This window comes from Xanthomonas sp. NCPPB 1325 (assembly GCF_041477645.2).
Classification (GTDB): Bacteria; Pseudomonadota; Gammaproteobacteria; order Xanthomonadales; family Xanthomonadaceae; genus Xanthomonas; species Xanthomonas cannabis.
The window spans coordinates 4489849-4502594 of the sequence record NZ_CM192985.1; the positions used below are offsets into that span (position 1 = coordinate 4489849).

A 12746-nucleotide genomic window follows, 5' to 3' on the forward strand; every position below is an offset into this window, starting at 1 on the left:
CTGCGCGGCGCTTTCACCGGCAGTTAAATTGCCCGCTGGCACTCTCGTTCAGCTTGATTTACGCAGTCAGACGCCCTATTCCTCTTCCACCGCGTAACCCGGACAGACGCTCCATGCGACCGCTTCCCACCTTGCTGACGCTCTCACTGGCTGCCGCATTCGGCGGCTTTGCCGCCACCGGCATCAATGCCTGGCTGGACAACCGCGCCGAGGCCACGCCGGCCGGCAATGCCACCTTCACCCTGCCAACGGCAGCGGCGTTGCCGGCGTCGGTCGCCGGGCAGCCGGTGCCCTCGCTGGCGCCGATGCTGCAACAGGCGATGCCGGCAGTGGTGAGCGTCAACACCAAGCAGGTGGTGCGCGTGCGCAACCCGTTCTTCAACGACCCGATCCTGCGCCGGCTGTTCCCGCAGGTGCCGCAGGACCGCATCAACGAATCGCTGGGCTCCGGCGTCATCATCGATGCGCAAAAGGGCTATGTATTGACCAACCACCACGTCATCGAGAATGCCGACGACGTGCAGGTGACACTCGGCGATGGGCGCACGGTCAAGGCCGACTTCATCGGCTCCGATGCCGACACCGACATCGCGCTGATCCGCATCAAGGCCGACAACCTGACCGATATCAAACTGGCCGACAGCAACGCACTGCGCGTGGGCGATTTTGTGGTGGCCATCGGCAACCCGTTCGGCTTCACCCAGACCGTCACCTCCGGCATCGTTTCGGCGGTGGGCCGCAGCGGAATTCGCGGCCTGGGCTACCAGAACTTCATCCAGACCGATGCCTCGATCAATCCCGGCAATTCGGGCGGTGCGCTGGTCAATCTGCAAGGCCAACTGGTCGGCATCAACACCGCCAGCTTCAATCCGCAGGGCAGCATGGCCGGCAATATCGGCCTGGGCCTGGCGATTCCGTCCAACCTGGCGCGCAACGTGGTCGAGCAGCTGGTGACCAAAGGCGTGGTGGTGCGCGGCACCCTGGGCCTGGAAACCCAGAACCTCACCCAGCAGATGTTGCAGGGGCTGGGCGTGGACTCGCTGCGCGGCGCACTGGTGACGCGCGTGCTGCCCGGCTCGGCGGCCGCCGCGGCCGGCGTGCAACCCGGCGATGTGGTGGTGGCAGCAAACGATCAACGCGTGGACAGTGCGGAGGCGCTGCACAACTACGAGGGCCTGCAGGCCGTCGGTAGCGCGGTCACCCTGGAAATCCGCCGCGACGGCAAACCGCTCAAGCTCAAGGCCACCTTGAAGGAGCAGGACCGCGCGGTCACCGGCGACATGCTCGACCCGCGCCTGAGCGGTGCCACCTTCGTGGACCTGCCCGAATCGCTGCGCCAGTCCGGTATCACCGGGGTGATGGTCAGCGAGGTCAAACGCGGTGGCCGTGCTGCGGCCAACGGCCTGGTGTCTGGTGACGTGATCGTGGCCAGCAGCGTGGGCGAGTTCGCCGACCTTGCCAGCTGGCGCGCCAATTTCCAGCGCAAACCACAACAGCTGGTAGTGCGCATCCTGCGTGGCAACGCGCAATACGACGCGCTCATGCGTTGACGCGATGTGCACTGCGGGCTGCGTCCACTAACGCCTCCTACACCCCTCCGATGCTATTGCTACTGCACGACCGCACGTGAGTGACGGCTGCCCTCAATGACCCAAGGAGATATCGCATGAGCCCCACCAATACCGATCAGCTGAAGGAAAACCTGAGCGAAGCCGGCACCCACCTGAAGTCGGCCGCCAGCGCTGCCGGCGAAGCCGTCAAGGGCGCTACCAGCGCTGCAGGCGACGAGCTCAAGCTGGGCCGCGCCAACGTCAAGGCCGAACTCTCCGACACCGCGCTGGCCGGCATGGCCGCCGCCGAATTTGGTGGCGCCGCTGCCAAGGAGCAGATGGACGTTCTGGTGGCCAAGGGCAACGACCTGCTCGAAAGCGCCACCGACCTGATCCGCGAGCGTCCGCTCGCCGCGTTCGGCGTGGCATTTGCAGCTGGTTGGGTCATCGCCAAGCTGGCACGCAGCAACGATAACTAAGCCGTGAGCGATCAGGCCTCTACAGCTGCCGGCTCCGGCGCGCCAGACGCGCGCCCGGAAACGCCAGGACTGGACGAAAGCGTACGCGCGGTCGGTGCCGCCGGCCGTGCGACGTTGGGCTCAGCCAAGGACACCAGCCGCGCGTTACGCCGGCTGGTGTCGGCCGATCTGCAACTGGCACGCAGTGCGTTCGGGCGTGGCCTGGCATGGGCCTGTGTCGCGGTCGTTTTCGGCGCCTCGTCCTGGCTGTTGTTGGCGGGCGCCATCATTGCGTTGCTCCAACGTGCCGGGTTGTCATGGTTTCAGGCGATGTTCTTCACCGCGTTGGCCAGCTTGCTGGTCACCGGCATCGCGGCGTGGCGGGTGTTCTTCTACTTCGATCACACCGGCATGAATGCCACGCGGCGGCAGTTGATCAAGCTGGGCATCTTCGATGACTCCAGTGACGACGACACGGCCACAGCCGCCAATGGAGCACGCTCATGAAGTTTGGCGCCTTGCGTCAGCGCGTCGAACGCGCTGAATTCCTGGTGGAAGGGCGGGCGCAGGAAACGCGCTCGCATTGGGCCCAGTTGCGCCAGACCTGGCGCGCCGGCTGGTCGCCGGTGCGCATCCTGGCAGTCGGTTTCGGGCTGGGCTTTGTGACCGGTCGCAACGAGCCACAGGCTGCGCTGGGCAGCATTGCCAGCAAGCTTGGAGGCATCCCCAAGATTCTGCAGATGATCAGCACCATCTCTGCGTTGTTCACTGCGCATCGCGCACAGGAGGCCTCCGAACAGGCCGAACGCGCTGCCGACAGTGCCGAAGAAGTGGCAGCCGACCCGCCGGTCACGGTAGTGCAGGTGCCGGCCGACCACGCCGCCTGACCCAGCGTGCAGGCACAACGGCGCGCGCGCTGCTGCGCCTGCGGCTGAGCCCGCCGCATCAACCAGTTCGTAATGACGCCGCGCGCACAGACCCTGTGCGCGCCGTTGACGCGTTGTGCCGATAATGGCGCACCGCTGGCGGCACGCCAGTCTGCTGCCAGGGCACGCATGTCTCTTCCTCTCGATCCGCTGGATGCTGCTGTCGCGGCAGATTCGCTCCCGCCACCACCAGCCCCGCGTCCGCGCGCACCCGCCTCGCTGGTGGTGCTGGCCACGCTCGCTGTTGGCTATACGCTGTGGGCAGCGCAGACGATCATCCTGCCGGTCATGCTGGCGGCGTTCTTCGCCCTCATCGGCAACCCCATCCTGCGCGGGTTGCGCAAGCTGTACATCCCGCGGTTTGTCGGCGCCTTGCTGGTGTTGTGCCTGGGATTGGCCGGGACCGTGGCCCTGGCGGCACAGTTGGCCGGCCCGGCTGCCGAATGGGCGCAGCAGGCACCGCGGCAGATGCGCCAGATTGCGCGCGATGTGCGCGACCTCACCAAGCCGATGATGCAGGCCAACCAGGCCGCAGAAAATTTTGCACGCGCGGCCGGTGGCGAAGGCCAGCGCGGCGTGCAGATCGTGCGCACGCAGATGGACGACCCCTACAAGGCGCTGGTGCGCACACCCAAACTGGCCGCGTCGGTGCTGGCGGTGGTGCTGCTGACGTTCTTCTTCATGGTGTATGGCGAGAGCCTGCAGCGGCATGCGATCGCCTTGCTACCGAACCGCCAGCAGCAACGTTTCACCACCGAAATCATGCTGGACATCGAACGCGAAGTCTCGCGTTACGTGCTCACCATCAGCGTCATCAACACGCTGGTCGGGTTGATATTTGCCGGCATTCTGTATGTGCTGCAGATCCCGCTGCCCGAAGCGATCCTGTGGGGCACGGTGGTGGCACTGCTGAATTTCGCGCCCTATGTGGGTCCGTTGATCGGCGTGATGCTGATGCTGCTGATGGGCTTTGTGGAATTCCGCACCACGGTGTCCTCGCTGCTGCCGGCAATCCTGTATCTGGCGCTGCACACCATCGAAGGCCAGGTGGTCACCCCCATCGTGCTGGGACGCCGCATGGCGATCTCGCCGCTGATGCTGATCCTGGCGCTGATGCTGTTCGGCTGGCTGTGGGGCATGGTCGGCCTGCTGCTGGCGGTGCCGCTGCTGGTCTGCATCAAGATGGTGCTGAGCCGGGTGGAGGGGATGCAGCGCTGGGCCAGGCTGTTGGAGTAGCTGGGATTCGGGATTCGGGAATCGCAAGAGCAGTGGCACTGCTCTACCCATTCGCCACTCCCGATTCCCCATTCCCAACGCAAGACCGTAAAATCTCGCGATGAGCTTCTACATCAGCGCCATCACTCTCGACCTCGACGACACGTTGTGGCCTTTCGCGCCGATCGGGGCGCGCATCGATCAGGTGCTGTACGACTGGATGCGTGAACACAGCCCGGTCACTGCCGAGCGGTTTCCGGTGGAAGCGATGCGGGAGCTGCGCGAGCGCAGCTTTGCCGACAACCCGCACCTGCACCACGACCTCAGCGCGTTGCGGCGCTTGACGCTGGAAATGGCGTTGCGCGAAAGCGGTGGCGACCTGGCGTTGGTAGAGCCGGCCTATGAGGTGTTCTACGCCGCGCGCAACCAGGTGGAATGCTATCCGGATGCGCTCGACGCGCTGGCGCGCATTGCCGCGCATGTGCCGGTGGCCGCGCTCAGCAACGGCAATGCCGATCTGCAACGCATCGGGCTGATGCATCACTTCGCGTTTCAGCTGGGCTCGCGCGAACACGGCAGTGCCAAGCCCGACGCCAGCATCTTCCACGCCGCATGCGCACGCCTGGAACTGCCGCCGGCACAGGTGCTGCATGTGGGCGACCACGTGCGCATGGACGTGCTGGGCGCGCTGGATGCGGGCCTGCGCGCGTGCTGGATCAATCGCGAAGGCGCAGTGTGGTCGCACCCCACCCAGCAGCCGGATCTGGAATTCGACAGCATGACCGGGCTGGCCGATTGGCTGGATGCGCAGCAGCCGCATCCGGGTGCCGCACGCGACGGCATCTGTATTCCCGCCTGAGTTCAACCCGACGGCGCACACCGCCATTGAAGGATGTCCATGTCGCACCTTACCGGTTTCACCGATCCCGCCGCCGCGGCCCTGCCGCTGTATGTGCTCGACCGCGAGGGCTTTGCGCGCTGGTGCGCCGAGCAGCCCACGCGCGTGTTGTCGTGGGCACAGGCGCAGCGATTCGATGCCGCGCCCGGTAGCGTGCTGTTGCTGCCAGGCGACCACGGGCTGGCCGGCGCCATCGTCGGCATCGGCGACCGCGCCGACGCGTATGCCTATGCCCACGCGCCGATGGCATTGCCGCCCGCCAGCCGCTGGACGCTGGCCAACGCCTTGAGCGATGCCGAACAGGCGTTGCTGCACCTGGGTTGGGGATTGGGCGCCTACCGCTTCGCGCGGTACCGCAAGGTGCCACGCGCACCGGCCGAACTGGCGGCCACGCCGTCGGCGCAGACCCGCGCCTTGATCGAGGCCTGCCTGCAGGTACGCGACTGGGTCAACACGCCCACCGAAGACATGGGGCCGCAGCATCTGGAAGAGGCCACCCGTGCGGTGGCGCAGGCGCATGGCGCGCAAGTGGATGCGATCGTGGGCGACGCGCTGCTGGCGCAGAACTTCCCCACCATCCACGCGGTGGGACGCGCCTCGCACCGTGCGCCGCGGCTGATCCAGCTACAGTGGGGCGATGTGGCGCACCCACATCTGATACTGGTCGGCAAGGGCGTGTGCTTCGACACCGGCGGGTTGGATCTCAAGCCCGCCGATGGCATGCGCAACATGAAAAAGGACATGGGCGGGGCTGCGCATGCGTTGGCGCTGGCCGGCCTGGTGATGGCGCAGCGGTTGCCGGTGCGGCTGACCCTGCTGATAGCCGCGGTGGAAAACGCGGTCGGCCCTGAAGCCTTCCGCCCCGGCGAGGTCATCACCACCCGTGCCGGTGTCAGCGTGGAAGTGGACAACACCGATGCCGAAGGCCGGCTGGTGCTGTGCGATGCCTTGAGTTATGCCACCGAACAGAAGCCGGACCTGATCCTGGATTTCGCCACGCTGACCGGAGCCGCGCGCATCGCGCTGGGCCCGGATCTGCCGGCCCTGTTCGCCAACGACGATGCACTGGCACAGGCCTGGATCAGCGCTGGCGAACAGACCCGCGACCCGGTCTGGCGCATGCCGCTGTGGCGCCCGTACCTGCGTTATCTCAACAGCCACGTGGCCGACATGGCCAACGCCGGCTCGCGCATGGCCGGCGCCGTCACCGCCGCGCTGTATCTGGAACGCTTCGTGGCCCCGGGCCAACGCTGGGCGCATCTGGACGTATACGCCTGGAACGACAGCGACCGCCCCGGTCGCCCGGCCGGTGGCGAAGCGCTGGCCCTGCGCTCGGCGTTTACGATGCTGCAGCAGCGTTACGCCGGGTAAGCGCGGCCAGTCACACCACGCGCCGACGAGTGCCAGCCGCCTGCAGCTGCGCTGGTCATCCCTGGGGACGCAGCAACGGCGCGATCGTGCGCAGGCGTGTCTGCGTCGCCGGGCCGACCAGCGCAAACGCGGTGTCGCCTTCGGCCCAGTACTGCGCCAACAGACCACCATCGCGACGTTCGCCGGTCGGCATCGGGCCGCTGCGTGGACGCAGATACAGGCCGATGCGCGCGCCGTCGGCATCGCCGTAGATCAGCATGGCGGCCGCGCCCTCCGGCGTGGAAAGTAATTGCCCGCCGCGCAGCGTATAGCCCTGCGCACGCAGATCCGGCACGACACCGGCATTGCCGAAATGCGCGCGCAACCAGGGCTCCAGCTCGGTGCGGCGCTGCGCCTCCAACGCAACGCCCTGTTGCGCGCCGGTCTCGGCGAACAGCCGGTACGCGGCCACGGCATCGGCCATCGGAATCCGCTGGCTGGTCATCCGGCTCTCGTGCAGCTGCCAGCCCAGCCCGGTGCCCAGGCCGAGTGCCAACACGCAACTGGCGGCCGTGGCAAACACCGCCCGGCGGCGTTGTTGCAGGCCACGGCGAATCGCCGCAGGCGTCAGCGCACCTGTGCCCGGCTCTGGCGGCAGGCCGGCATGCGCGGCACGCAGCGCTTCGGCATCGCGCTTCCAGCCTGCCACGCGCGCGGCCTGCGCAGGGTGTGCCTGCAGCCACGCCGCAACCGCTGCGTGTTGCTCCGGGGCCAGGCGGCCATCGACGTAGGCGTGCAAGGCATGCTCGTCGGGCGGTGTGGTGGTCATTTGAGGATCCTCAAAGCAGGTGTGTGGCGCATGTGGCCCTCGTTCACTGCGCGCAGGCGTTCGCGCGCACGCGACAGGCGCGACATGACCGTGCCGATCGGGATGCCGAGGGTGTCGGCCACCTCGCGGTAACTGAAGCCCTCCACGCTGACTAGGAGCAGCAAGGCGCGTTGTTCGGCTGGCAACAACGCCAGACTGGCCAACATGGCACGACCGTCGTGCACCTGTTCGGCAGAGGCGGAATGGCTGGGCTGTTGTGGCGCGAACAGGCCCACCACCCGCTGCCAGCGCGCGGCACGGCGCTGCCCATCCAGAAACTGCCGGTACAGGATGGCGAACAACCAGGGTTGCACAGCGTCGGCGGTATGCCGGGTGCGCCAACGCCGCAGGGCACGTTCCAGCGTGGCCTGCACCAGGTCGTCGGCGCTGGCGGCCTCGCCGCTCAGCGACCGCGCGAAGCGGCGCAGCGCCGGCAGCACGGCACGCAGTTGGTCATCGTCCAGAGCATCCATTGGCAGGCTTGGTAGTGGCATCACACAGTAGACGCACTGGAGCGTGGACTATTCCCACGATTCGTGCGCGTGCAGCACGTATTTTCGCAATCGCGGAATAACCCGCCTTGCACGGCGTCTCACTGCATCGACCACTCACCGCATCGACCACCGGAGCCAGCCATGACGTTGCCACCTCCCTCGCCCCCGCGCGCGCGCAGCCCTGTGCTGCCGCTGCTGGGCATTGCCGCCATTGCCGGCGGCGTTGCCATCGCATTCGCCTGGACGGCGGACTGGATCGGCGGCGACCGGCTCACTGCCGCGCGCATGACCGATACCATCGAATCCAGCGGGCCGCCGCATCCGGGCTTTCGCCGCGCGCATACCAAGGGCGTGTGCGTGAGCGGGCAGTTCCAGTCCAGCGGCAAGGCCACCTGGGTGTCGTCGGCACGCATCTTCAGCCAGGCCAGTACGCCGGTGCTGGGGCGCATGTCCATCGGCGGCGGCGACCCGCACGGCGCCGATGGTGCCGCGCGCGTACGCAGCATGGCGCTGCTGTTGCGCAGCGACGACGGGCAGGAATGGCGTACGGCGATGAACAGCTTTCCGTTCTTCGTGGTGGCCACGCCGGCCGGCTTCCAGGCGCTCAATGTCGCCTCCCGGCCTGACCCGGCCACCGGCAAGCCGGACCCGGAAAAACTGGCGGCGTTCGGCAAGCAGTATCCGGAAGCGGCCAAGTTCCAGCAGTGGGCCAAGACCGCGCCATGGTCGGACAGCTGGGCCAGCACGCAGTACAACGGCGTCAACGCCTTCCGTGCGATTGCCGCCGATGGACGCGAACGCTACATCCGCTGGTCGATGCGCCCGCATACGCCGTTCAAGGAATTGAGCGCCGAGCAACGCAAGCAGGCCGATGGCGATTTTCTCGCCACCGATCTGGACACGCGGCTGGCGCAGGGGCCGTTGCGTTGGGACATGGTGCTGACCATCGCCGAACCCGACGATGCGGTGGACGACCCATCGCAGCCATGGCCGGCCAGCCGCAAGCAGATCGTGGCCGGAACGCTGTCGATCGATCATGCGCAGCCGCAGGCCACTGGCCCCTGCCGCGATCTGAATTACGACCCGCTGATCCTGCCCAAGGGCCTTGCTGCGTCCAAGGACCCGATCCTGGCAGCGCGCTCGTCGGTGTATTCGCAGTCGTTCAATCGCCGCGAGCGTGAGATCGCCAACGGCACAGGCAGCGCCGCCACCGGCCAGGGAGCACGTCAATGAGCAGCCGTACACACTTCAATCTGCCCGCGCGCGTGCTGCATTGGCTGATGGCCGCAATGATCCTCACCATGCTGTTTGTCGGCGTGGGCATGGTGGCCTCGGTGACGCAACGGCCGTGGTTGATCGATCTGCATCGTCCACTGGGCATCGCGATTCTTGTCCTGGCGGTGCTGCGCCTGATCAATCGTCTTCGCCATCGCCCGCCGCCGCTGCCCGCGGACCTGCCGGCGTGGCAGAAGGCCGCCGCGATTGCTTCGCACTGGCTGCTGTATGCACTGATGCTGGGCATGCCACTGATCGGCTGGGCGATGCTGTCGGCTGGCGGCTACCCGATCGTGCTGTGGCCAGGCGCAAACCTGCCGGCGATCGCACCGCACGACCCGGCGCTGTATGCCTGGCTGCGCAACGCGCATGGCTGGCTGGCGTATCTGCTGTTCGCCACCGTGCTGGCGCATCTGAGCGCAGCGCTGTTCCACGCCTGGGTGCGCCGGGACGGCGTGTTTTCCAGCATGGCGCGTGGGGAGCGGTCGGCGCGTTGATGGGGTGGAGCTGGGTGGATAACGTATTGTGCAGAATGATTTCGCTGCGCCTCCACCGCGCGCCTTTTTCAGTAGAAGAAGGGCTTGTCCCTTTTCCGGTCGGGACACTGTCCTCCTTTATGGGGGAGAAGGTGCCCCGCAGGGGCGGATGAGGCTATGGGTGAAGCCTCGCAAATCTCCCTTCCAGGTGGCTGCGCTCCGTACCCTCACCCCAACCCCTCTCCCGCGGGGAGAGGGGCTAGTGCTTAACGCTGGCGTCTTGTTTTGGCCGCTGGCGCAGATGCGTCGATGCCCTTGCCAGTCGCCGCCCAATAGATGCCACCGTACAGGTGATCCAGATAGCGCGGATCGTTATAGGCTTCGGCCAGATGGCCTAGCGCAGTGGCGAAGACGCGCCCGCCTTCGAAGTGGTGATACCACGCGACCGGGTGCTGTTTGCCCATGCCCCTGGCGACCTGGCCCGGCCAGATCAGGGTGGGGTCATAACTGCTTTCGTCGACGGTGAGCAGCGTGACCAGGTCATCGCTGTACGGTGGATCGTATTCGTACCACTCATCGCTCCACACCCAGCGCCTGGGCAGGCCGGCCGTGGCCGGGAAATTGGCATCGACCACATCCACCATCGCCGTTTGCATGTATGGATGGGTGCGGAACGAGCGGCCGATCATGTGGTCGTACCATTCCCAGTCACCGCGCTTGATCGCAAAGGCCTTGTGCACGGCGACCACGCCGCCGCCGTTGCGCACGTAGTTTTGAAAGTTGGCCCGCTGCGCCGGGTCCAGATCGGTCGCCGGCGTATTGAGCAACACGATGGCCGCGTATTGCGACAGATCGCCTTCGAACGCCTTGGCATTCCACGCCCACACCATCTCGACATAATGCTTGCGCGCCATCGCCTCGAATTGCGGCTTGGCCACAGGGATATAGTCGTGGTGATACTGGTTGGGAATGGCTGCCACCAGTATCTTGAATTGCTCGGCCGATGCGTTGAAGGCGCACATCAACAGCAGGCCCGACAGCCACAGAGATTTCATGCATTGCTCGTCGTGTTTTCCAATGCTGCGCAGTGTACCTGCGTGCAAATCGCATGCCTTCGCACGCGTTTGGAATAGCTGCGGATGGGTGGGGGATGCGAGTGATGCCATGCCTTCGTCGCGCGATCGCGTCGATCAAGCGCTGCTCAAGCGCTGCTCAAGCGCATGCAGTCTCATCTATCGCAAACTCCAGCTGACCGCACACGCCAGGCATCGACTGACGGCGTTACAACCAGCCCTTCTGCCGCGCCAACCGGTACGCTTCGATGCGATTGGCCACGCCCAGTTTGCCGATGCATTCGGACAGGTAGTTGCGCACGGTGCCATGCGAGAGCTGCAGCTGCTGCGCGATCTCGCTGGCCGAGCGGCCTTCGCCGGCCAGGCGCAGCACGGTGCGCTCGCGCTCGCTCAAGGGGTCCGCTTCCACCCAGGCATCGATGGCAAGCTGCGGGTCGATCACCCGCCCGCCACGCTGCACCTGGCGCACGGCACTGACCAGTTGTTCGGCCGGCGCGTCCTTGAGCAGATAACCCGACACGCCGGCATCCAGCGCGCGCCGCAAGAACCCGGGACGCGCAAAGGTGGTGACGATCATGACCCGCACCGGCAGCGCCTGGCGCTGGATGCGCTGAGCCAGTTCCAGGCCGCTGAGCCCGGGCATTTCGATATCGGTGATCAGCACCTCCGGCTGCAGACGTTGCAGCTCGCGCCAGGCGGTTTCGCCATCGCCCGCACAGCCAACCACCTCGATGTCATCCTCCAGCCCGAGCAGGGCCACCAGCGCGCCACGCAGCAAGGCCTGGTCTTCGGCCAATAACACCCGGATCATCGCTCGCGCTCGCCTCTGTGCAACGGTTGCGCACGATAACAGTGCGAGCCGGCGACGTGCAGCGGCCGGGCCGGTGAGTGCTCAGCGCGGTTGCGGCACCAAGGGCAGTGGCAACGATGGGTGCGCCGCATCCGGCATGGAGTGCGGCAACGGCACGCTGGCGCGCAGGCGCATGCCGCGTGGCAGCGCATCCACGTCCAACGCGCCATTCAGGGCCTGCAGGCGCGCACGCATGCCATCCAGGCCATTGCCGGGCACGATCACCCCGCCGCGCCCATCATCGGTGATCTCCAGCACCGCCCGGCCGTCCTGCGCGCGCAGGCTGACCCGGACCCGTCTGGCCTGGGCGTGGCGTTGCACATTGGTGGCCGCCTCGCGCACCACCAGCGCCAACGCGGTTTCATGTTCGGGTGGCAGAGGCAACGCGTCCAGCATGTGTTCCAGCACGATGCCGTCCATGTCCAGCAGTACCTTTGCCGAAGCCAGCTCGGCCACCAGCCCGGCGGCGCGGATGCCGGTAACAGCACGGCGCACCTGCGTCAGCGCGTCACGCAAGATCTGCGCCACGGCGTCGATTTCGTTGCGTGCGGCCTGCGGGTCGCGTTCGATCAGGCGCGCGGCCAGATCGGACTTGAGCGCGACAAGCGACAGGGTGTGACCCAGCAGGTCGTGCAGATCGCGGCCGATGCGTTCGCGCTCGGCGGTGGCCGCCAGCCGGCGCACTTCGTCCTGCGACAGGCGCAATAGCGCGTCCTTACGCTCGTTGATGCTGTACACCGCACTCACCGCAGCCATGCCCAGCACCGACACCGGCAACCACACCAGCGACTGCCAGCTCAACCCGAGCCAGTGCGCCCAGCCCAGGTACAAGGCGTTCATCAGCACCAGGATGGCGAAATGCCGCCACAGCGCATGTCGCGTGGACGGGCGCAGGCTCAGGCAGGCAAACACGAAGTAGCTGATGCCCGAGGCGTACACCGGCAGCAGCGCCGCACTGAGCATGCCCATCGCCCACGCATAGCGGTACAGCGTGCCGCGCGGCGCCAGCAACATGCGCGCATATAGCAGCAGGAACAGCGGATACGACACCACCGTGCACAACAGCCAGGTGCTGTCATAGCCACGTGGGGAGAATACCGGCACCACGAACACCCAGGCCGACCACAGCAGGTGCACGCAGTCCATCCATGGCGACTGGCCCTGCGCCAGGCGCGCGGCCACTTGCGAATCTGGAGCCGGCCGCAGCCAGGCCGGGAGCGTCAGAGGCATCGGGATGGATCCGGAGAAGTGAGTCGATTCTGCCATTGCCGCGCTCGCCCGAGCGTGCCGCGGTGCACTGCAGAGCGGATCAG

14 protein-coding genes are annotated in these 12746 nt (G+C 66.6%); 9 read left to right on the plus strand and 5 right to left on the minus strand.

Translation table 11 applies throughout. The features are described from left to right. Positions 1-113 precede the first annotated feature (113 nt). The 7 genes from ACCQ10_RS19050 (at position 114) to ACCQ10_RS19080 (ending at position 6418) form a co-directional block, all read left to right on the plus strand. A complete protein-coding gene (locus ACCQ10_RS19050) occupies positions 114-1550 on the plus strand; it encodes a Do family serine endopeptidase (protein WP_039404527.1) in 1437 nt (478 codons plus the stop codon). Between the two features lie 116 nt (positions 1551-1666). Further along, the gene (locus ACCQ10_RS19055) at positions 1667-2029 is read left to right on the plus strand and encodes a hypothetical protein (RefSeq protein WP_010374821.1); all 363 of its coding nucleotides are present in this window, start codon (positions 1667-1669) and stop codon (positions 2027-2029) included. A gap of 3 nt (positions 2030-2032) precedes the next feature. Then, positions 2033-2515: a hypothetical protein gene (locus ACCQ10_RS19060; RefSeq protein ID WP_039404543.1), complete on the plus strand. Its 483-nt coding sequence runs from the start codon at positions 2033-2035 to the stop codon at positions 2513-2515. After that, the gene (locus ACCQ10_RS19065) at positions 2512-2895 is read left to right on the plus strand and encodes a hypothetical protein (RefSeq protein WP_039404544.1); all 384 of its coding nucleotides are present in this window, start codon (positions 2512-2514) and stop codon (positions 2893-2895) included. Before ACCQ10_RS19060 ends, ACCQ10_RS19065 begins: the two co-directional genes overlap by 4 nt. Positions 2896-3063: 168 nt before the next feature. Then, on the plus strand, positions 3064-4170 hold the full coding sequence (locus tag ACCQ10_RS19070) for an AI-2E family transporter (RefSeq protein ID WP_039404628.1): 1107 nt from the start codon (positions 3064-3066) through the stop codon (positions 4168-4170). Positions 4171-4270: 100 nt separating this feature from the next. Continuing rightward, positions 4271-5008, plus strand: a complete 738-nt coding sequence (locus tag ACCQ10_RS19075; RefSeq protein ID WP_039404547.1) for an HAD family hydrolase — start codon at positions 4271-4273, stop codon at positions 5006-5008. A gap of 39 nt (positions 5009-5047) precedes the next feature. Continuing rightward, positions 5048-6418, plus strand: a complete 1371-nt coding sequence (locus ACCQ10_RS19080) for a leucyl aminopeptidase family protein (RefSeq protein ID WP_372361584.1) — start codon at positions 5048-5050, stop codon at positions 6416-6418. A 55-nt stretch (positions 6419-6473) separates the two neighbouring features. Here the strand turns inward: ACCQ10_RS19080 and ACCQ10_RS19085 are convergent, their stop codons facing one another. Together ACCQ10_RS19085 and ACCQ10_RS19090 are read right to left on the minus strand one after the other, a co-directional pair. Beyond that, on the minus strand, positions 6474-7226 hold the full coding sequence (locus ACCQ10_RS19085; RefSeq protein WP_372361585.1) for an anti-sigma factor family protein: 753 nt from the start codon (positions 7224-7226) through the stop codon (positions 6474-6476). Beyond that, entirely contained in the window at positions 7223-7738 is a 516-nt protein-coding gene (locus ACCQ10_RS19090) for an RNA polymerase sigma factor (protein WP_372361586.1), read from the minus strand. Before ACCQ10_RS19090 ends, ACCQ10_RS19085 begins: the two co-directional genes overlap by 4 nt. Positions 7739-7900: 162 nt before the next feature. Here ACCQ10_RS19090 and ACCQ10_RS19095 point away from each other — a divergent pair, with 162 nt between their 5' ends. Beyond that, positions 7901-8992 carry a catalase family peroxidase gene (locus ACCQ10_RS19095; protein ID WP_372361587.1) on the plus strand — a complete coding sequence of 364 codons (1092 nt, stop codon included), beginning with the start codon at positions 7901-7903 and terminating at the stop codon, positions 8990-8992. Beyond that, on the plus strand, positions 8989-9531 hold the full coding sequence (locus ACCQ10_RS19100; protein WP_372361588.1) for a cytochrome b: 543 nt from the start codon (positions 8989-8991) through the stop codon (positions 9529-9531). The genes ACCQ10_RS19095 and ACCQ10_RS19100 overlap by 4 nt, the downstream gene beginning before the upstream one ends. Positions 9532-9776: 245 nt before the next feature. Here ACCQ10_RS19100 and ACCQ10_RS19105 read toward each other — a convergent pair whose 3' ends face one another. From ACCQ10_RS19105 to ACCQ10_RS19115, 3 genes are all read right to left on the minus strand, one after another. Beyond that, entirely contained in the window at positions 9777-10565 is a 789-nt protein-coding gene (locus ACCQ10_RS19105) for a ThuA domain-containing protein (protein ID WP_372361589.1), read from the minus strand. Between the two features lie 226 nt (positions 10566-10791). Further along, positions 10792-11394, minus strand: coding sequence for a response regulator transcription factor (locus ACCQ10_RS19110; protein WP_372361590.1), 603 nt, complete (start codon positions 11392-11394; stop codon positions 10792-10794). 81 nt (positions 11395-11475) lie between these two features. Continuing rightward, the gene (locus ACCQ10_RS19115; RefSeq protein WP_372361591.1) at positions 11476-12663 is read right to left on the minus strand and encodes a sensor histidine kinase; all 1188 of its coding nucleotides are present in this window, start codon (positions 12661-12663) and stop codon (positions 11476-11478) included. Positions 12664-12746: the final 83 nt, after the last annotated feature.

What these genes read in the sequence shown, in the direction of transcription:
- ACCQ10_RS19050 (WP_039404527.1), top strand. Translation starts at nt 114, where the DNA reads ATGCGACCGCTTCCCACCTTGCTGACGCTCTCACTGGCTGCCGCATTC.
- ACCQ10_RS19055 (WP_010374821.1), top strand. Translation starts at nt 1,667, where the DNA reads ATGAGCCCCACCAATACCGATCAGCTGAAGGAAAACCTGAGCGAAGCC.
- ACCQ10_RS19065 (WP_039404544.1), top strand. Translation starts at nt 2,512, where the DNA reads ATGAAGTTTGGCGCCTTGCGTCAGCGCGTCGAACGCGCTGAATTCCTG.
- ACCQ10_RS19070 (WP_039404628.1), top strand. Translation starts at nt 3,064, where the DNA reads ATGTCTCTTCCTCTCGATCCGCTGGATGCTGCTGTCGCGGCAGATTCG.
- ACCQ10_RS19075 (WP_039404547.1), top strand. Translation starts at nt 4,271, where the DNA reads ATGAGCTTCTACATCAGCGCCATCACTCTCGACCTCGACGACACGTTG.
- ACCQ10_RS19080 (WP_372361584.1), top strand. Translation starts at nt 5,048, where the DNA reads ATGTCGCACCTTACCGGTTTCACCGATCCCGCCGCCGCGGCCCTGCCG.
- ACCQ10_RS19085 (WP_372361585.1), bottom strand. Translation starts at nt 7,226, where the DNA reads ATGACCACCACACCGCCCGACGAGCATGCCTTGCACGCCTACGTCGAT.
- ACCQ10_RS19090 (WP_372361586.1), bottom strand. Translation starts at nt 7,738, where the DNA reads ATGGATGCTCTGGACGATGACCAACTGCGTGCCGTGCTGCCGGCGCTG.
- ACCQ10_RS19095 (WP_372361587.1), top strand. Translation starts at nt 7,901, where the DNA reads ATGACGTTGCCACCTCCCTCGCCCCCGCGCGCGCGCAGCCCTGTGCTG.
- ACCQ10_RS19100 (WP_372361588.1), top strand. Translation starts at nt 8,989, where the DNA reads ATGAGCAGCCGTACACACTTCAATCTGCCCGCGCGCGTGCTGCATTGG.
- ACCQ10_RS19105 (WP_372361589.1), bottom strand. Translation starts at nt 10,565, where the DNA reads ATGAAATCTCTGTGGCTGTCGGGCCTGCTGTTGATGTGCGCCTTCAAC.
- ACCQ10_RS19110 (WP_372361590.1), bottom strand. Translation starts at nt 11,394, where the DNA reads ATGATCCGGGTGTTATTGGCCGAAGACCAGGCCTTGCTGCGTGGCGCG.
- ACCQ10_RS19115 (WP_372361591.1), bottom strand. Translation starts at nt 12,663, where the DNA reads ATGCCTCTGACGCTCCCGGCCTGGCTGCGGCCGGCTCCAGATTCGCAA.